We start from the raw sequence: 17,074 nt of genomic DNA, 5'->3' as shown, positions 1-17,074 counted from the left end.
GTGGCGCTGATCAGGCTATTTGGCGATGAAGAGGTGGCTCGCGACTTCGGTCGGCAGCTCGAGGCCGCCCTCGACGCCGTCGACGACGACGAGCACGTAGCCGCCTGCACGGCTGAACGTCGCGATGGCACCGGGCACGACCCCGGCCTGCTTCATCTGGCTCAGGAGCTCGGGATCGAACTGCACGGGCTCGCCCAGCCGGCGGAGCACGCCGCGCACGGGCGCGTCGCTCGCCTCGACGGCTTCGACGAGGTTGACGACACCCTCCATGAAGGCGTCTGCTGGCGGAAGCCCGAGTTCCTCGAGTCCGGGAATGGGGTTGCCGTAGGGCGACTCGCGAGGGCCGCCGAGGATCTCGATGAGGCGGCGCTCGACCTGCTCGCTCATCACGTGCTCCCAGCGGCAGGCCTCGTCGTGGACGAACTCCCACTCGAGCCCGATGACGTCGGCGAGCAGTCGCTCGGCGAGACGATGCTTGCGCATGACGTGCACGGCCTTGGAGCGGCCGTCGGAGGTGAGCTCGAGGTGCCGGTCTCCGGAGACCACGACGAGTCCGTCGCGTTCCATGCGGGCCACGGTCTGGGAGACGGTCGGCCCTGAATGACCGAGTCGTTCGGAGATCCGTGCGCGCAGCGGCACGATGTTCTCCTCCTCGAGATCGAGGATCGTGCGGAGATACATCTCCGTGGTGTCGATCAGGTCGGTCACGCGCCATCCTCCCGTTGTCACAGCCCGTCGTCCAGCCTACCGGGCGGCACCCGATCACTAGACTCGACCCATGCCGAGCATCGTGATTCCCAGTGACCTGCTGCCCGCCGACGGCCGATTCGGATGCGGACCCTCCAAGGTGCGCCCCGAGCAGCTCGCGCATCTCGCCGCAGTCGGCCCGTCGATCCTCGGCACCTCGCACCGCCAGGCGCCGGTCAAGCAGCTCGTCGGACGCGTTCGCACCGGCCTCTCGGAGCTCTTCACCCTCCCCGACGGCTACGAGGTCGTGCTCGGCAACGGCGGATCGACCGCGTTCTGGGATGCCGCGGCGTTCGGCCTGATCGAGGAGCGCGCCCAGCTCGCCTCGTTCGGCGAGTTCGGCGCGAAGTTCGCCGCGGCCGCGGCAGCACCCTGGCTGCAGGCGCCCGACGTGCGCAAGGCCGAGCCCGGGTCGCGCGCCGAGCCGTCGGCGCTCGCCGGCGTCGACGTCTACGCCTGGCCGCAGAACGAGACCTCCACGGGCGTGATGGCCCCGGTCACCCGCGTGGCCGGCGACGAGGGCGCGCTCACCGTCATCGACGCCACGAGCGCTGCGGGCGGCATCCAGGTCGACCCCTCGCAGTTCGACGTCTACTACTTCGCCCCGCAGAAGAACTTCGCCTCCGACGGCGGAATCTGGTTCGCACTCCTCTCGCCTGCGGCGATCGAGCGCGTCGAGCGCGTCGCGGCGAGCGGACGGTACATCCCCGAGTTCCTGTCGCTGAAGAACGCGGTCGACAACTCGCGACTGAACCAGACGCTGAACACCCCCGCCCTCGCGACCCTGCTGCTGCTCGAGAACCAGCTCGAGTGGATGAACGGCTCCGGCGGCCTCGCCTGGGCCGACGCCCGCACCCGCGAGTCGTCGTCGGTGCTCTACGACTGGGCCGAGCGCACCTCGATCGCGACCCCGTTCGTCGCCGACCCCGCGCACCGCTCGCAGGTCGTCGTGACGATCGACTTCGACGAGTCGACGGATGCCGCGGCGCTCGCCTCGGTGCTCCGTGCGAACGGCATCGTCGACACCGAGCCGTACCGCAAGCTCGGCCGCAACCAGCTGCGCGTCGCGACCTTCACCGCGATCGAGCCCGACGATGTGCGGGCGCTCACGGCTTCGATCGACTACGTGCTCTCGCAGATCGGCTGATTCCGATGCGGCTGTGGCTCAGCGACGACGAACGACGTCCCGACCCGGTGCCCGCGCGGGCCGACGGCCGCAAGGCGGTGCTCGCCGGCACGCTCGCGTGGGGCATCGCACTCGTCGCGTGCCTCGTGTTCCGTGAGCCGCTCGAGTCGGCCGGCCTCGGCTGGTTCACGGTGGCCGCGATCACCGGCGTCGTGCTCGGCCTCATCGGGCTCGCGGCGGTGCAGGTGATCCGGCGTCGCGTCGATCAGTCGGCGGAGCGCTCGACCGACTGATCGTCGTCGTCCGAGTCGTCCTCGTCGGAGTCGTCCTCGTCGGAGTCGTCCTCGTCGGAGTCGTCCTCGTCGGAGTCGTCCTCCGAGTCGTCCTCCTCCGAGTCATCCGTGTCTTCGACCGCGCCGAGCGCATCGATGTCGATGCCGTCGAACTCGTCGTCGTCATCGTCGTGCTCGTCGTCATCGTCGTGCTCGTCGTCGAGCTCGTCGCCGTCGGCACGCTCATCGTCGTCGTCGTCGGCGCCACCGGCGGCGGCGACCGCCTCTTGCGCTGCGCGGTAGTCGGCCAGTCGCTCCGACCACGGCACCCAGTCGGGTGCGAGCAGCGCGGTCTCGCCGGGCATGAGCTCGGTCTCGAGCACGGTCGGCTCCGCCGTGTCGTCGAACCGCGACAGCGTGACGCTCCAGTGCCAGCCCGGGTAGCCGCTGAGGTCCGAGGCGAAGAGCAGCGTCAGCACGTGCTCCCCCTCGACGAGGTGCCCGACGACGGATCCGACCGTCTCGGGAGCGGTGACCTCGAGCAGTGCACGTCGAGCCAAATCGACCGATGACAGGAGCACCTCGTCGGCCACGACGACCGGAGCGACCTCGGGCTCGGTGGACGCTGCTTCCGCCTGCTCGACGTCGGCCTGCTCGACCTCCGTCGGCACGGCTTCGGCCTGCTCGGGTTCCGTCGTCTCAGGCATCGAGATCGTCTGCCACCTTGCGCAGCACTGCGGCAACCGTGCGTGCCTTCGACTTCTCGGGGTACCGGCCGCGGCGGAGGTCGGCGCCGATTCCGTCGAGCACCTTCACGACGTCCTCGACGATGATCGCCATGTCATCGGCCGGCTTGCGGTTGATCTTGGTGAGGCTCACGGGCGTGTCGAGCACGCGCACCGACAGCGCCTGCGCGCCGCGCTTGCCCTCTGCGACACCGAACTCGAGTCGGCTGCCCGCCCGCACGGTCGCGCCGGCGGGAAGCGCGGATGCGTGGAGGAAGACCTCCTGGCCGTCATCGGAGCTGATGAAGCCGAATCCCTTTTCCTCGTCGTAGAACTTGACCTTGCCGGTGGGCATCGTATGAACCTCGCTCATGTCTGCAGGCGCGCTGAAACCACAGCGCCGTCCACGGCCCAGTCTATTGCCGGGACACCCGAGAGCGGGTCGTCTGGCCTATTCTGGGAGGGTGAGCGATTCCGGCCCCATCACCGACAATCGCGCCGAACGCGTCCTCGCGTACATGTTCGCCGCCATCGTCGGTCTCTCCATCATCTGCTTCTTCGCCGTGATGATCGGCACGATGTCCGGCGTCGACGTCCGCGAGATGGGCTCGGGAGTCTGGGCCGTCGTCACGATGCTGCCCTGGTTCGGGCTGCCGATCGCCTTCGTGCTCCTCATCATCCTGCTCATCGTCAACGGCGTCCGGCGGGGCCGATCAGCTCGATCCGGATCGAGCTGATCGGAGACGATGCTCGAGCTCGCCGCACGACTCCGCGGGCTGTCGCGAGACTCCCTCGCCGCAGCGCTGCACTCGCGCGAGTTCGAGCCGACCGGAGTGCGTGACCTCTTCGACCTCGCCGAAGCGGTGCTCACCCCCGACTCGATCGATCACGCCGTCGGCCGTCTCGATCGGCGACACCTCGCCGTGCTCGCCACGGCCGTCGAACTCGTCGCCGACGGCGACACCACGGTCGATGGCGTGCGCGACGCGCTCGTGCGGCACGCGGCATCCGCCGACCTGTCCGGTTCCGCGGGCGACCTGCTCGACGAGTTGAGCGGCCTCATGCTGCTGGTGCGCATCGACGACCGCGTGCACGTGCCAGCGGCCGTCATCGCGCGAGTCGCGCCGCGCCTCGGCGCCGAACTGCCCTCGGCGGCCGAGCTCACAGCGCCGGCGCCGCCGGTGCTCGCCTCGGGCGACGACATCGACCGGACCCTCATCGACCGGCGCGCCGCAGAGACGGCGTACGCGACCGTCGCCGCCACGGCCGAGGTGCTCGCAGCGCTCGGCACGCAGCCCGCCCGCGAGCTCGCGAAGGGCGGCCTCGCCCTGCCCGACTCCAAGCGGCTCGCCGAGGCGAGCGGCATCGCCCTCGACGCGCTGCCCCGGCTCTTCCACCGAGCCGACGAGGCCGGGCTCGTCGTACGAGAGGGCGCGTTCTGGCTCGAGTCCGAACGCGGCGCCGAGTGGTCGCTCGAATCGACCGCCGGCCGCTGGCGGCGCCTCGCCGAGTGCTGGCGCGACCGCATCCCCGAGGCGCTCCGCGACCTCGTGGCCCGCCGCAGCGAGTCGCTGACCGCGAGCACCCTCGGCGACGACGTGCGGTGGTTCTATCCGGCCGGCGGGCGCTGGATCGACGAGGGCCTCGAACGCCTCATCGGCGAGGCCGAGGCGCTCGGCCTCGCCGTGGCGGGCGAGCCCGCACCGACCGCGCTCCTCGTGCTCGCCGGGGAGCTCGACCAGGCCGCGGCCCGGCTGGCGGCGTACTTCCCCGCCCAGGTCGAACAGGTCTACCTGCAGCATGACCTCTCGATCGTCTCCCCGGGGCCGCTCGAGCCGACGCTCGACTCCCGCCTGCGCGGTTTCGCCGATGTCGAGGGTCGCGACCTCGCGTCGACATATCGCGTCAGCGCGGCATCCGTCAATCGCGGACTCGCCGCAGGCGAGACGGCCTCGTCGATCCTGGAGTTCCTCGGCGGGCTCTCCCTCACCGGCATCCCCCAACCGCTCTCCTACCTCGTCCACGAGGCCGCCGCGAAGTTCGGGTCGCTGCGTGTCTCGCTCGCCGACGAAGCGGATGCCCCGGCGCGCGCGAGCGTGCGTTCCGACGACGAGCAGCTCGTGCGCACCCTCGCCGTCGACCAGTCGCTCGTCTCGGTGGGCCTCCGCCAGACCGGTCCGCACCGGCTGCTCTCCCGCTTTCCACCCGAGGTCGTGTTCTGGGCGCTCTCCGACGCGCGGTACCCGGTGGCCGCCGAAGACGCCTCCGGCGAGATCATCCGGTTGAGCCGCCACCACCTGGCGTCGGTGCCCGAGCCGGCGCCGAAGCCCGATCCGATCGAGACGCTCCTCGACGTCGTGCTCGCCGAGGGCGACGAGGGCGACGAGGGCGCGACCGAGCAGGCGTGGCTCGCCCGCCAGCTCGAGGCCGCGGCCCGATCGAAGGAGACGCTCACCGTCACGGTGCGCATGCCGGGCGGCGACACCGCCGACTACCTGCTGGCTCCGGCGAGCGTCGCCAACGGGCGGCTTCGAGCCCGCGACCGCAAGGCAGACATCGAACGCACCCTTCCGTTGTCGGCGATCGCGGCCGTCTCACCGGCCCCCGCCGGCACCTGACACCGCGTCGTCCGCTCGGAGTTCCGCACGGATTCGGATCGCATCCGCTCGTGCCTCCGTCGGGGTGCAGATCTCCGAACGCACCGCAACGGCCGACCTCCCATGAACCGGGCGTAGACTCGACCGCTATGTCAGACGGCCCACTCATCGTGCAGAGCGACCGAACCGTGCTCCTCGAGGTCGCGCATCCGCTCGCCGAAGACGCGCGCCACGACCTCGCGGTGTTCGCCGAGCTCGAGCGCGCGCCCGAGCACATGCACACGTACCGCATCACCCGGCTGGGCCTCTGGAACGCGCGGGCCGCCGGGCACGACGCCGACGACATGCTCTCGACGCTCGAGCGCTACGCGAAGTTCCCGGTACCGCAGACCGTCGCCGTCGACATGCGCGAGACGGTCGGCCGATACGGGCGCCTCGTGGTCGACCGCACCGAAGACGGCGCACTGCGCCTGCACAGCGATGACATCGCCGTGCTCACCGAGGTCGCCTCGGCCAAGCGCATCGCGCCGCTGCTGACCGAGCGCCTCGACGACCGCAGCTTCCTCGTCGAGGCGTGGGCGCGCGGTGCGCTCAAGCAGGAACTCGTGAAGCTCGGCTGGCCGGCCGAGGACCTCGCGGGGTACACGCCGGGCACACCGCACCGGATCGACCTCGAGGAGGCCGGCTGGCAGCTGCGGGGCTATCAGCAGCAGGCGATCGACAACTTCTTCGACGGCGGCTCGGGCGTCGTCGTGCTGCCCTGCGGCGCGGGCAAGACGCTCGTCGGCGCCGGAGCGATGGCGACGGCGAAGACCACGACGCTGATCCTCGTGACGAACACGGTCTCGGCCCGCCAGTGGCGCGACGAACTGCTGCGCCGCACGACCCTCACCGCCGACGAGATCGGCGAGTACTCGGGGCAGGTGAAGGAGGTCAAGCCGGTCACGATCGCGACCTACCAGATCCTCACCGCGAAGCGGAAGGGCGAATACGCGCATCTCGCCCTCCTCGACGCGCTCGACTGGGGGCTCGTGGTCTACGACGAGGTGCACCTGCTGCCCGCGCCGGTGTTCAAGCTCACCGCCGAACTGCAGGCCCGCCGGCGACTCGGCCTCACCGCGACGCTCGTGCGCGAGGACGGCCGCGAGGGCGACGTCTTCAGCCTCATCGGCCCGAAGCGCTTCGACGCGCCGTGGAAGGAGATCGAGGCCCAGGGCTTCATCTCCCCCGCGGCCTGCTACGAGGTGCGCATCGACCTGCCTCAGTCGGAGCGGCTGACGTACGCGGCATCCGCCGACGACGAGCGCTACCGGCTCGCGGCGACGGCGCCGGCGAAGCTCGGCGTGGTGAAGGAGCTCGTGGCCAAGCACGCCGGCGAGCGCATCCTCGTGATCGGCCAGTACCTCGACCAGATCGACGAACTCGCCGAGGCGCTCGGTGCACCCCAGTTGACCGGGTCGACGCCGGTCGACGAGCGCGAGCGCCTCTTCCAGGAGTTCCGCGACGGCCGCACCCCCGTGCTCGTCGTCTCGAAGGTCGCGAACTTCTCGGTCGACCTGCCCGAGGCGACGGTCGCGATCCAGGTGTCGGGATCGTTCGGCTCACGCCAGGAGGAGGCGCAGCGACTCGGCCGGCTCCTGCGGCCGAAGGAGTCGGGCCTCAGCGCGAACTTCTACACGCTCGTCTCGCGCGACACCGTCGACCAGGACTTCGCGCAGAACCGACAGCGCTTCCTCGCCGAACAGGGCTACAGCTACACGATCCTCGACGCGCACTCGCTCGACGCCGCCGCCTGAGCCTCGACGCGCACTCGCTCGATGCGGCGGCCTGAGCCTCGACGCGCACTCGCTCGACGCGGCCGCTGTGCCGTCGCCTGAGCCCCCGCGCGACGCTCAGCGGGCGCGGGCGTAGCGCAGCAGCAGCAGGTCGCCGGCGGGCAGCGCGTGGACGAGCCGCATCCGCCGCGCGTGCTGGGTGAGCCCCTGGGCGATCCGCCCGGCGCCACCCGATACGAGCAGCGGGCTGAGGCTCAGGCACAGCTCGTCGACGAGATCGGCGTCGAGGAGCGAGCCGAAGAGGTGCGGGCCGCCCTCGCAGAGGATCTGCGGGAGTCCTCGCTCGGCGAGCGCATCGCGCACCAGTGCAGCCTCGACCCGCTCGGCGCCGCAGTCGACCAGGTCGGCCACCGCCGACAGCGCGGCTCGCCGCTCGGAGTCGGCTGCCTCGTGGGTCAGCACGAGCGGTCGACCCACCGCCTCGGCGAACACCGCGTCGGCCGGATCGAGGTCGAGCGCCGACGAGACGACGGCGACACGGGGCGAGTCGGCGAGGCCGTGCTCGCGGCGCCAGGCGACGTTCTCCGCGCGGAGCCGGAGCCCGCCGTAGCCCTCGGCGCGCACGGTGCCCGCACCGACGAGCACGACGTCGGCGAGGGTGCGCAGGACCCCCATCGCGAGCCGGTCGGCCTCGTCCCCGAGGCCGCCGCTGCGCCCGTCGAGCGTCACCGCGCCGTCGAGGCTCATGACGAAGTTCATCCGGATCCGCGGCGTCTCGCGATCGGGCAGGGCGTACGCCGCGAGCAGCGCGGCGCGGTCGACGGTCGGGGCGGAGGCGCTCACTGGTTGTGCTCCAGGAACACGGGCTCGCGCCATCCCTCGATCGCCTCGATCATGCGCATCGCGTCGACGGTCTCGCGCACGTTGTGCACGCGCACGATGCGGGCGCCCTGCATGACGCAGTAGACCGCCGCGGCGATCGAGCCCTCGATGCGCTGCTCGCGCGGCCGGCCGAGGCTCTCGCCCACGAAGTCCTTGTTCGAGAGCGCGACGAGGGTCGGATAGCCGAGGCTCGTGATCTCGCCGAGTCGGCGGGTCAGCTCGAGCGAGTGCAGCGTGTGCTTGTTGAGGTCGTGGCCGGGGTCGATGATGATGCGATCGGATGCCACGCCCCGCGCCTCGGCGAGCGCCACGCGCTCCGCCAGGAACGCCGACACCTCGGCGACGACGTCCTCGTACCGCGGCGAGGGATACGGCGTACGGGGTTTCGCGAGGCTGTGCGTGACGACGATCGTCGCCCCGGTCTCCGCGACGACGTCGGCCATGGCGGGATCGTGGATGCCGGTCGTGTCGTTGACCACGTGCGCACCCGCCGCGACGGCGGCGCGAGCGACCTCGGGGAGGAAGGTGTCGACCGAGATGACGGCACCGGATCCGGCGAGCGCGGCGACGACGGGGACCACCCGTTCGATCTCCTCGTCGGCGGGGATGGCCGGGCCGGGGGCGAACTTCGCGCCGCCGATGTCGATCCAGTCGGCGCCCTGCTCGATCGCGAGCGTCGCCGCGGCGACCGCGGCGTCGAGCGCCTCGGTGCGCCCGCGGTCGTAGAAGGAATCCGGAGTGCGATTGACGATCGCCATCACGGCGACCTCGCGCGAGAAATCGAACTCGCGGGGGCCGATGCGCCGGATCACCGGGGTTCGATTCGCCATGCTGCGAGTCTTCCACGCCTGCTGCGGCGCTCCAATCCGCATCTCGTCCGACACACCGGATCGGCGACCCTCGAAGAATGTTCAGGAAAGTTCCAGCCGATGCGCAGAGAATCATCACATGAGCGACGGACCACGAATTCTCATCGTCGACGACGAGCCCAACATCCGCGATCTCCTCACGACGAGCCTGCGGTTCGCCGGCTTCGCGGTGCGCGCAGTCGGCAACGGCGCGCAGACCATCTCGGCGGTACTCGAGGAGGAGCCCGATCTCATCATCCTCGACGTCATGCTGCCCGACATGAACGGCTTCGGCGTCACCAAGCGCCTGCGTTCGGCCGGCTACACCGCCCCGATCCTCTTCCTCACCGCGAAGGACGACACCGAGGACAAGATCACCGGTCTCACCGTGGGCGGCGACGACTACGTCACGAAGCCCTTCAGCCTCGACGAGATCGTCGCGCGCATCAAGGCCATCCTGCGCCGCACGATGCACGCGGAGGAAGACGCCGTGATCCGCACAGGCGAACTCACGATGGACCAGGACACGCACGAAGTGCTCGTCGGCGACGTGCCGGTCGAGCTCTCCCCCACCGAGTTCAAGCTGCTGCGCTACCTCATGCTGAACCCCAACCGGGTGCTGTCGAAGGCGCAGATCCTCGACCACGTGTGGGAGTACGACTTCAACGGCGACGCCGGCATCGTGGAGAGCTACATCTCCTACCTCCGCCGCAAGCTCGATCAGCACTCCGCGGAGCCCCTGATCCAGACCAAGCGCGGATTCGGCTACATGCTGAAGTCCTCCAAGCCCTGACTCAGGAAGGCCCACCTAGACTCGGCCCGCCATGAATCAGATCTCCGAGCGGTGGAACCGCATCTCGCTGCGTACCAAGATCACGGGTGTCACCGTGCTCATGCTCACGCTCGGACTTCTGGTGTCCGGAATCGGCACCGCGGCGATGTTGCGCTCCTACATGGAGAACCAGGTGCAGGGCAAGCTCGAGACGATCGCCTCGGGCGACCTGCGCAAGTACTTCACCGATCAGGGTGAGGCACCGAGCGACAAGGCGAACCTCAACGACCTCACGTTCCGGCCCGATCTCGACGTCTTCGTCGCCGTCTACGACGGCGAGACCGGCGAGCGCGAGAAGTACAACTGGCGCGACCGCGATCCCTCCGAGCTGCCGCAGATCCCCGAGACACTGACCACCGCCGAGGTCAACGCGAAGAACCAGGGCCAGTACGAGGTCTTCGCCCTGCGCGACAATGCGGGAAACCCGACCTTCCGCGCGGTCTATGCCATCACGTGGGCCGACAACCACGGCAACTACTCGCCCATCATCCTCGCGATCTCCTCGAAGGAGACCGAGCAGCTGCTCGCGATGTACCTCACGATCTTCTTCGGGTTCGGGTTCGGCGTCGTGCTCGTCGGCGCCCTGCTCACGCGCATGCTCGTGACGACGACGTTCATGCCGCTCCGCGAGGTCGAACGCACCGCAGCGGCGATCGCCGACGGCGACTTCAGCCAGCGGCTCGGCGGCGCGACCCCGAACACCGAGGTCGGGCGGCTGAACCGGTCGCTCAACACGATGCTGAACCGCATCGACCGGGCCTTCCGCGACCGCGCGCGCACCATCGACCAGATGCGCCGCTTCGTCGGCGATGCCTCGCACGAGCTGCGCACGCCGCTCGTGTCGGTGCGCGGCTACGCCGAGCTCTATCGCATGGGCGCACTGCAGTCGCCCGAAGAGGTCGGCCAGGCCATGGAGCGCATCGAGAAGGAGGCCATCCGCATGGGCCTCCTCGTCGAAGACCTGCTCGCGCTCGCCCGACTCGACGAGGCGAAGCCGCTCGACCTGGCCGAGGTCGACCTCGTGCCACTGGCCCGCGACGCCGCGCTCGACACGATGGCCGCTCACCCCGCGCGCACGATCACGGTCATCGCACCCGAAGACCTGAGCAGCGCGGATGCCTCGGGCGAGCCCGCCCCCGAACTCGAGGTCGAGCTCGACCCCGCCGGCGACCGCGCAGCGCCGCCGACCGGGCCGATCTCGTTCGCCGGCGCGACGCTCGCTCGCCTCAGGGGTCGTCGTCCGAAGGGCGAGGCCGCGACCACCACCGGCAGCCGTCGAGCCGCCACGAAGTCGAGCGGCTCGTCCGCTGCGTCGAAGCGCGCAGCCCGGGCATCGGCGGCGGCATCCGCGGCCGCTGCGGCCGCCTCCGACGCGATCGCCGCACCGTCGACGGCGCGCACCTCGGTCTCCGCCGGCGCATCCGGCCAGCCGATGCCGGTCCGCCGTACGGTGGTGCTGGCCGAAGAGAACAAGATCCGCCAGGTGATCACCAACCTGATGGGCAACGCGATCCGCTTCACGTCACCCGACAGCCCCATCGAGATCCGCATCTCGGTCGACGACACGGCCGAGCGGGCCATGATCGAGGTCGTCGACCACGGCGAGGGCATCCCGCCGCAGATCCGCGAGAAGATCTTCCAGCGATTCTGGCGCGCCGACACCTCGCGCACCCGCGAGACCGGCGGGTCGGGGCTCGGCCTCGCGATCGTGTCGTCGATCGTGGCGGCGCACAACGGCACCGTCGATGTCGTCGAGACGCCCGGCGGCGGAGCGACGTTCCGAGTGTCCCTGCCGCTCGCCGGCTCGGCCGCCGCGCCGCAGCCGGTCTCCGCCGACTGAGCCGCGATCCCGGCGCGTGCACGCGGCGCCCGCTCCGCCGCCGGCACTCCGCCTCGACAGGCGACGACCAGCAGACGACTCCCACAACGGTCCATCACGGCCGATTCGTTCACCGGCCCAGCCGTAGCGTGGCGCGCACACCGAACGAAAGGGGCCGAGATGGCCGTCTACCAGGTCGATGCCGAACAGGTGTCCGCCGCCACCCAGACCGTGCAGGGCACGATCGGGCGCATCCAGTCCGAGGTGGCATCGCTCCTCGGACAGCTGACCGGGCTGCAGTCGTCGTGGTCGGGTCAGGCCTCGAGCGCCTTCCAGGGCGCGGTCGCCGATTGGCGGGCCACCCAGCTGCAGGTGGAGGAGAGCCTGGCTGGTCTCAACCGCGCGCTCGGCGTCGCAGCGATGCAGTATTCCGACGCTGAACAGGCCAATGCGCGGTTGTTCCTGCGCTGACGTTTCGCCGTGAGGTGCCGCGGCATCTCTTCCCTTCACGGCACGGAGTCATAGCATGGGGGCGAGACGTCGCCCTGATGACGGCGCCCCGACCAACGATGAGGGAGCGATGATGTCCGAATCGAACCGACCCGCTGAGCCGCAGTCCTCCGACGAGCCGGGCACGCCCGCCGACGCGGTCGACGCCACCGACGATCTCGAGGGCAGCTACACCGAGGTCGACGGCGAGGGGCCCCACGAGCGCACTGTCGCGGGCGAGTACACCCGCACCGACGGCGCTGCCGACGACGAATCGAGCGTCGGCGACTACACCTCGACCGAGGCGAATCCCGATGCCCACGATCCCGCCGAACGACACGGCAAGTTCGTGCGGTCGGAGCCGCCGAAGCCGCACCCCGGCATGCACCACATCTGACGGGCGCACGAGAGCGGTTCAGCTCGGGCCGACGCCCTGGGTCTCGGCCTCGGTCTCGCCCTGAGTCTCGGCCTCGGTCTCGGCTGCGAGCTGTGCGCCGGCCGCCTCGAGCCAGCGCAGCGGGTCCGCCATCGCAGGCTCGCTCCCGCCGGCGAGCACGGTCAAGTCGACGGATGCCGCGAACCCGCGCGGCTCCGCCGTGATCGCGCCTGCGACGAGCGCCACCGGCACCCCGCGCGACGCTGCCAACCGGGCGACCTCGCTCGGCGCCTTGCCCGCCTCGGACTGCCCGTCGAATCGCCCCTCGCCGGTGATCACGAGGTCGGCGTCGGCGATGTCGCGCTCCAGGCCGAGCGCGTCGGCGACGAGCTCGGCTCCCCCGCCCATCGCCGCCCCCCAGACCAGCAGGGCGAAGCCGGTGCCGCCGGCCGCCCCGGCGCCCGGCGTCTCCGAATCGATGTCTGCGACGAGACGTGCGAGCCGGGCGAGGTTGGCATCGAGCACAGCGACGGTCGCGGCATCCGCGCCCTTCTGCGGGCCGAAGACCGCTGCAGCTCCCCGCTCGCCGAGCAGTGGGTTCGTGACGTCGCCGAGGATCAGCGCCCCGCCGCGCGGCAGCGGGCGCAGCCCGGTGAGATCGACGCCGGCGAGCGCGCCGAGTCCGCGATTGCCGAGCTGCACGGTCGCCTGATCGGCATCGAGGAATCGCGCGCCCAGCACCGACAGTGCGCCTGCGCCACCGTCGGTGGAGGCGCTGCCGCCGAGTGCGAGCAGGAGTCGCTCGACACCGGTGTCGAGCGCGTCGGCGATGGCCTCACCGAACCCCGCCGAGTGCGCGTCGAGCGGCGCGAGCGGGTCGAGCAGCGTGATTCCCGACGTCGCGGCGAGCTCGACGACACCCGTGCCGTCGGGCAGCAGGAGCCAGTGGGTGACCACGGGCGATGAGACCGGCCCGCGCACCGTGATCGGCATCCGCCGCGCACCGGGCACCGCGGCCTCGAAGGCGTCGAGCGTGCCCTCGCCGCCGTCGGCCATCGGCCGGGCGACCAGCTCGTCGTCGGCGCGCACCGAGTGCCATCCGCGCGCGATGGCGGCCGCGGCATCCGCTGCGTTCGCCGTGCCCTTGAACGAATCAGGGGCGATGACGACGCGGCTCACCGATCGTTCGCCGTCGGAGCCGGCACGCGCGCGAGCCAGTCGAGCGAGGCCGCGAGCAGGGCCAGGTGCCCGGCCGAGCCGTAGGAGCGACCGTCGTGGCCGAGCGCGTCGTAGACGAGGCGCGAGCGGCCGAACTCCCGCGCCCAGACGAGCGGATGGCGCACGCCGTCGTGCTCGTGCTCGGCGATCGGCTCGATCACGTCGTCGAGCCGGAAGTCGGTGTACCGCTCGTCGAACACCGTGAAGTCCTCGAGTCCGTCGGCGATCGCGTGATTGCCGACGATGTGCACCGCAGCCTCGCCGATCGGCGGATGCCACGAGCTGTCCCGGATCCATCGCGCGCCGAGCGCCCGCTCGTAGGCGGGATAGTCGTGCAGGCTCGCCGCCGCCGTGTGCACGGCGAGGATGCCGACGCCACGGTCGATCGCCCGTTCGAGGGCGGCGTTCGCCGCAGCGAGCACGGATGCCTCGGGCACGACGTCGGTCGCGCCGTCGGGGGTCGGCGCGTACGGGTCGCCGGCGTTCACGACGATGAGCGCGACGTCGTCGGGCAACGACGCGAGCGACTCGTCGACCTCGTCGGCGACGTCGACGGTGAACCCGGCCTCCGCGACGAGTTCGGCGAGCACCGCACTGGTCTCGGAGTGGTGGTGCCACGGGTCGGCGTAACGACCGGAACCGTTCAGAATCACGGCACGCATTGCGCCTCCTCGCGTTTCGGGCATCTTATCGCTCGTCGCCGATCGGACCCGTGTCGGGACGACGCCCGATGACGGTCGTCGCTGGTTCACACCGATTCCGGTAAGCGCTATCCAGCATGGCCTCATTCCTATCAGTCGACCGCCCGGCGGCCAACTCCCGCGACCTGCACGATAGGGTCGAGCCGCAGCAGCAGCGCACGGAACAGGAGGGGTGATGGGCGCCGGAGGCACGGACGGGGAACGACGCGCACCCGCCACGCTTCACGACGTCGCGCGTGAAGCGGGTGTCTCATTGGCCACCGCGTCGCGGTCGCTCAACGGCAGCACCCGCAAGGTCAACGAGGACTACCGGCAACGCGTGCTCGCCGCCGCCGCGAAGCTCGACTACTCGCCGAACCTCTCGGCCCAGGCCGTCGCCCGCGGCACCTCGACGACGGTGGCACTGCTCGTCGCCGACATCGCGGACCCGTACTTCGCACAGATCGCGGCCGGTGTCGTTCGCGAGGCGGACCACGAGGGCCTCGTGGTCACGATGGCGGCGACCGAGCGCGACTCGGAGCGCGAGCTCGAACTCGTGCGGAGCCTTCGCGGCCAGCGGCCGCGTGTCATGATCCTCGCCGCCTCGCGGCGCACTGACGACCCCACCGCTCCGGCACTCGCCGAAGAGCTGCGCGCATTCGAGGCGAACGGCGGCCGCGTCTCTTTCATCGGCACCGCCGAGCCGCCGTATCGCAGCATCTCCCTCGACAACGCGGTCGGGGCCGAATCGCTCGCGCGAGCACTCGTCGAGGCGGGCTACCGGAGCTTCGCCGCACTCACCGGAGCCGAGGGACTCCGCACGGCCGAGGACCGCCTCGGCGGATTCCTCGCCGGCTTGACGGCCTCGGGGATCTCGATCGATCCCGCGCGCATCGTGCGCCCGGCGTTCACCCGTGATGGCGGCTACGACGGCATGCGCACGCTCATCGATCAGGGGATCGAGGGGATCGACGCGGTCTTCGCCGCCAATGACGTCATGGCCATTGGGGCGATGTCCGCGATCCGCGACGTCGGGCTCCTCCCCGGCCGGGACATCGCCATCGCCGGATTCGACGACATTCCGACGGCGCGCGACGTCACCCCGCCGCTCAGCACGGTGCGCCTCCCCCTCGAAGAGGTCGGCCGACGCGCGTTGCGCCTCGCACTCGGACCTCTCGACGAGGCAGGCGACTTCCCGGTGCGAGCCGAAGTCGTCCTGCGAGAGTCCACGCCGACTCGCGCCGACTGACTCGGTCGCGGTCGCGGTCGACATCGAGGGCGGGGTCGGCCTGAGCTGTCGCCGAGCATCCGCCGCCGCACGCCGCAGGGCGCGTCAGACGATCGAATCCGCGATGCAGCCGATCGCACTCGGCGGCGCAGCGTCCCTGTCACGAGGTTGCGGATCAGCAGGCCCTGTCCTACTCTCGGGTAAACGCTTTCCGGCCGCATTGGCGAGCATCGCCGATGGCCGACGACTCGAGAAGGACGAAGCACATGGTCGATCACTCCACCCGCCGCCCCATCGGCATCATCATGAACGGCGTCTCGGGCCGCATGGGCTATCGCCAGCACCTCGTGCGCTCGATCCTCGCCATCCGCGAGCAGGGCGGCGTGCTCCTCGCCGACTGCGAGACGCGCGTGCAGGTCGAGCCGATCCTCGTCGGTCGCAGCGAGAAGAAGCTCGCCGACCTTGCCGCGAAGCACGGCATCGAGCACTACACGACGAACCTCGACGAGGCGCTCGCCGACGACCGCTGGCAGATCTACGCCGATTTCCTCGTGACGAAGGCGCGTGCCGTTGCGATCAAGAAGGCCATCGCCGCAGGCAAGGCGATCTACACCGAGAAGCCCACCGCCGAGAGCTTCGAGGAGGCGCTCGAGCTCGCGCGTCTCGCCGATGCCGCCGGCATCAAGAACGGCGTCGTGCACGACAAGCTCTACCTCCCGGGCCTGCAGAAGCTCAAGCGCCTCATCGACTCCGGCTTCTTCGGCCGCATCCTGAGCGTGCGCGGCGAGTTCGGCTACTGGGTCTTCGAGGGCGATTGGCAGCCCGCCCAGCGCCCGAGCTGGAACTACCGCGCCGAGGACGGCGGCGGCATCATCGTCGACATGTTCCCCCATTGGAACTACGTGCTCGAGAACCTGTTCGGCCGCGTCGAGTCGGTCTACGCCAAGGCCGTCACCGAGATCCCCGAGCGCTTCGACGAGCGCGGCGAGGCCTACCCCGCGACCGCCGACGACGCCGCCTACGCCATCTTCGAGCTCGAGGGCGGCGTGGTCGCGCAACTCAACTCGAGCTGGACCACGCGCGTCAACCGCGACGAGCTCGTCGAGTTCCAGGTCGACGGCACTCACGGCTCGGCCGTCGTCGGCCTGTTCGGCTGCAAGATCCAGCCGCGCAACGCCACTCCCAAGCCCGTGTGGAACCCCGACCTCGCCGACCAGCACGACTACGACGCCGACTGGATCGAGAGCCCCGGCAACCAGGAGTTCGAGAACGGCTTCAAGACGCAGTGGGAGGAGTTCATCCGCCACGTCGTCGAGGATGCGCCCAACGAGTTCGACTTCCTCGCCGGCGCCCGGGGCGTGCTGCTCGCCGAAGCCGGCCTCGAGAGCTCGAAGGCCGGTCGTCGCATCGACGTCCCGGTGGTCGCGCTCGACGGGGCAGCGGATGCCGCGGCATCCGCT

The 17,074-nt window shown here is 70.6% G+C and carries 18 protein-coding genes; 11 read left to right on the top strand and 7 right to left on the bottom strand.

What is annotated here, in order from left to right; translation table 11 throughout:
• Nucleotides 1–15: 15 nt before the first annotated feature.
• The gene (locus ACFTQE_RS04705) at nt 16–708 is read right to left on the bottom strand and encodes a metal-dependent transcriptional regulator (RefSeq protein ID WP_376923978.1); all 693 of its coding nucleotides are present in this window, start codon (nt 706–708) and stop codon (nt 16–18) included.
• A gap of 70 nt (nt 709–778) precedes the next feature.
• Between ACFTQE_RS04705 and serC the strand changes: the two genes are divergently transcribed.
• Together serC and ACFTQE_RS04695 are read left to right on the top strand one after the other, a co-directional pair.
• A complete protein-coding gene (gene serC, locus ACFTQE_RS04700; protein WP_376923977.1) occupies nt 779–1,894 on the top strand; it encodes a phosphoserine transaminase in 1,116 nt (371 codons plus the stop codon).
• 5 nt (nt 1,895–1,899) lie between these two features.
• Entirely contained in the window at nt 1,900–2,166 is a 267-nt protein-coding gene (locus tag ACFTQE_RS04695) for a DUF2530 domain-containing protein (protein ID WP_376923976.1), read from the top strand.
• Here ACFTQE_RS04695 and ACFTQE_RS04690 read toward each other — a convergent pair.
• Together ACFTQE_RS04690 and ACFTQE_RS04685 are read right to left on the bottom strand one after the other, a co-directional pair.
• A complete protein-coding gene (locus ACFTQE_RS04690; protein ID WP_376923975.1) occupies nt 2,139–2,852 on the bottom strand; it encodes a DUF3027 domain-containing protein in 714 nt (237 codons plus the stop codon). The two genes, ACFTQE_RS04695 and ACFTQE_RS04690, sit on opposite strands and share 28 nt — an antisense overlap.
• Nucleotides 2,845–3,225, bottom strand: coding sequence for a cold-shock protein (locus ACFTQE_RS04685; protein ID WP_375838274.1), 381 nt, complete (start codon nt 3,223–3,225; stop codon nt 2,845–2,847). Before ACFTQE_RS04685 ends, ACFTQE_RS04690 begins: the two co-directional genes overlap by 8 nt.
• A 109-nt stretch (nt 3,226–3,334) precedes the next feature.
• On the opposite strand from ACFTQE_RS04685, the gene ACFTQE_RS04680 reads away from it, so the two are divergent.
• The 3 genes from ACFTQE_RS04680 (at nt 3,335) to ACFTQE_RS04670 (ending at nt 7,263) form a co-directional block, all read left to right on the top strand.
• Complete coding sequence (locus tag ACFTQE_RS04680; RefSeq protein ID WP_375838273.1) at nt 3,335–3,607, top strand: multidrug ABC transporter ATPase; 273 nt, start codon at nt 3,335–3,337, stop codon at nt 3,605–3,607.
• Between the two features lie 9 nt (nt 3,608–3,616).
• Nucleotides 3,617–5,488 carry a helicase-associated domain-containing protein gene (locus tag ACFTQE_RS04675; protein ID WP_376923974.1) on the top strand — a complete coding sequence of 624 codons (1,872 nt, stop codon included), beginning with the start codon at nt 3,617–3,619 and terminating at the stop codon, nt 5,486–5,488.
• A 128-nt stretch (nt 5,489–5,616) separates the two neighbouring features.
• Nucleotides 5,617–7,263 (top strand): DNA repair helicase XPB, encoded by a 1,647-nt coding sequence (locus ACFTQE_RS04670; RefSeq protein ID WP_376923973.1) that lies wholly within the window; start codon nt 5,617–5,619, stop codon nt 7,261–7,263.
• A 96-nt stretch (nt 7,264–7,359) separates the two neighbouring features.
• Here the strand turns inward: ACFTQE_RS04670 and ACFTQE_RS04665 are convergent, their stop codons facing one another.
• On the bottom strand, nt 7,360–8,085 hold the full coding sequence (locus tag ACFTQE_RS04665; RefSeq protein ID WP_376923972.1) for a pyrimidine reductase family protein: 726 nt from the start codon (nt 8,083–8,085) through the stop codon (nt 7,360–7,362).
• Nucleotides 8,082–8,954 (bottom strand): dihydropteroate synthase, encoded by an 873-nt coding sequence (gene folP / locus ACFTQE_RS04660; protein WP_376923971.1) that lies wholly within the window; start codon nt 8,952–8,954, stop codon nt 8,082–8,084. Before folP ends, ACFTQE_RS04665 begins: the two co-directional genes overlap by 4 nt.
• 118 nt (nt 8,955–9,072) lie before the next feature.
• On the opposite strand from folP, the gene ACFTQE_RS04655 reads away from it, so the two are divergent.
• The 4 genes from ACFTQE_RS04655 (at nt 9,073) to ACFTQE_RS04640 (ending at nt 12,509) form a co-directional block, all read left to right on the top strand.
• Nucleotides 9,073–9,765 carry a response regulator transcription factor gene (locus ACFTQE_RS04655; protein ID WP_022894322.1) on the top strand — a complete coding sequence of 231 codons (693 nt, stop codon included), beginning with the start codon at nt 9,073–9,075 and terminating at the stop codon, nt 9,763–9,765.
• 31 nt (nt 9,766–9,796) lie between these two features.
• Entirely contained in the window at nt 9,797–11,644 is a 1,848-nt protein-coding gene (locus ACFTQE_RS04650; protein ID WP_376923970.1) for a sensor histidine kinase, read from the top strand.
• A gap of 159 nt (nt 11,645–11,803) precedes the next feature.
• Nucleotides 11,804–12,094, top strand: coding sequence for a WXG100 family type VII secretion target (locus tag ACFTQE_RS04645; RefSeq protein WP_376923969.1), 291 nt, complete (start codon nt 11,804–11,806; stop codon nt 12,092–12,094).
• 109 nt (nt 12,095–12,203) lie between these two features.
• The gene (locus tag ACFTQE_RS04640; protein WP_376923968.1) at nt 12,204–12,509 is read left to right on the top strand and encodes a hypothetical protein; all 306 of its coding nucleotides are present in this window, start codon (nt 12,204–12,206) and stop codon (nt 12,507–12,509) included.
• Nucleotides 12,510–12,527: 18 nt separating this feature from the next.
• Here ACFTQE_RS04640 and ACFTQE_RS04635 read toward each other — a convergent pair whose 3' ends face one another.
• Both ACFTQE_RS04635 and ACFTQE_RS04630 read right to left on the bottom strand, forming a co-directional pair.
• A complete protein-coding gene (locus tag ACFTQE_RS04635; RefSeq protein ID WP_376923967.1) occupies nt 12,528–13,667 on the bottom strand; it encodes a glycerate kinase in 1,140 nt (379 codons plus the stop codon).
• Nucleotides 13,664–14,368 (bottom strand): ThuA domain-containing protein, encoded by a 705-nt coding sequence (locus ACFTQE_RS04630; protein WP_376923966.1) that lies wholly within the window; start codon nt 14,366–14,368, stop codon nt 13,664–13,666. The genes ACFTQE_RS04635 and ACFTQE_RS04630 overlap by 4 nt, the downstream gene beginning before the upstream one ends.
• 214 nt (nt 14,369–14,582) lie before the next feature.
• On the opposite strand from ACFTQE_RS04630, the gene ACFTQE_RS04625 reads away from it, so the two are divergent.
• Together ACFTQE_RS04625 and ACFTQE_RS04620 are read left to right on the top strand one after the other, a co-directional pair.
• Complete coding sequence (locus ACFTQE_RS04625) at nt 14,583–15,635, top strand: LacI family DNA-binding transcriptional regulator (RefSeq protein ID WP_376923965.1); 1,053 nt, start codon at nt 14,583–14,585, stop codon at nt 15,633–15,635.
• Nucleotides 15,636–15,880: 245 nt separating this feature from the next.
• Nucleotides 15,881–17,074: Gfo/Idh/MocA family protein (locus tag ACFTQE_RS04620; RefSeq protein WP_376923964.1), on the top strand; the 1,194-nt coding region annotated here is incomplete at its 3' end.

This window comes from Agromyces sp. NPDC056965 (assembly GCF_042673425.1).
Lineage (GTDB): Bacteria > Actinomycetota > Actinomycetes > Actinomycetales > Microbacteriaceae > Agromyces.
Note: the sequence above shows the minus strand (reverse complement) of the source record. Positions and strands in the feature narration are given on the sequence as shown.

Coding starts and splice junctions, on each gene's coding strand:
- serC (WP_376923977.1), top strand. CDS start 779: ATGCCGAGCATCGTGATTCCCAGTGACCTGCTGCCCGCCGACGGCCGA.
- ACFTQE_RS04695 (WP_376923976.1), top strand. CDS start 1,900: ATGCGGCTGTGGCTCAGCGACGACGAACGACGTCCCGACCCGGTGCCC.
- ACFTQE_RS04690 (WP_376923975.1), bottom strand. CDS start 2,852: ATGCCTGAGACGACGGAACCCGAGCAGGCCGAAGCCGTGCCGACGGAG.
- ACFTQE_RS04685 (WP_375838274.1), bottom strand. CDS start 3,225: ATGCCCACCGGCAAGGTCAAGTTCTACGACGAGGAAAAGGGATTCGGC.
- ACFTQE_RS04675 (WP_376923974.1), top strand. CDS start 3,617: ATGCTCGAGCTCGCCGCACGACTCCGCGGGCTGTCGCGAGACTCCCTC.
- ACFTQE_RS04670 (WP_376923973.1), top strand. CDS start 5,617: ATGTCAGACGGCCCACTCATCGTGCAGAGCGACCGAACCGTGCTCCTC.
- folP (WP_376923971.1), bottom strand. CDS start 8,954: ATGGCGAATCGAACCCCGGTGATCCGGCGCATCGGCCCCCGCGAGTTC.
- ACFTQE_RS04655 (WP_022894322.1), top strand. CDS start 9,073: ATGAGCGACGGACCACGAATTCTCATCGTCGACGACGAGCCCAACATC.
- ACFTQE_RS04650 (WP_376923970.1), top strand. CDS start 9,797: ATGAATCAGATCTCCGAGCGGTGGAACCGCATCTCGCTGCGTACCAAG.
- ACFTQE_RS04645 (WP_376923969.1), top strand. CDS start 11,804: ATGGCCGTCTACCAGGTCGATGCCGAACAGGTGTCCGCCGCCACCCAG.
- ACFTQE_RS04640 (WP_376923968.1), top strand. CDS start 12,204: ATGATGTCCGAATCGAACCGACCCGCTGAGCCGCAGTCCTCCGACGAG.
- ACFTQE_RS04630 (WP_376923966.1), bottom strand. CDS start 14,368: ATGCGTGCCGTGATTCTGAACGGTTCCGGTCGTTACGCCGACCCGTGG.
- ACFTQE_RS04625 (WP_376923965.1), top strand. CDS start 14,583: ATGGGCGCCGGAGGCACGGACGGGGAACGACGCGCACCCGCCACGCTT.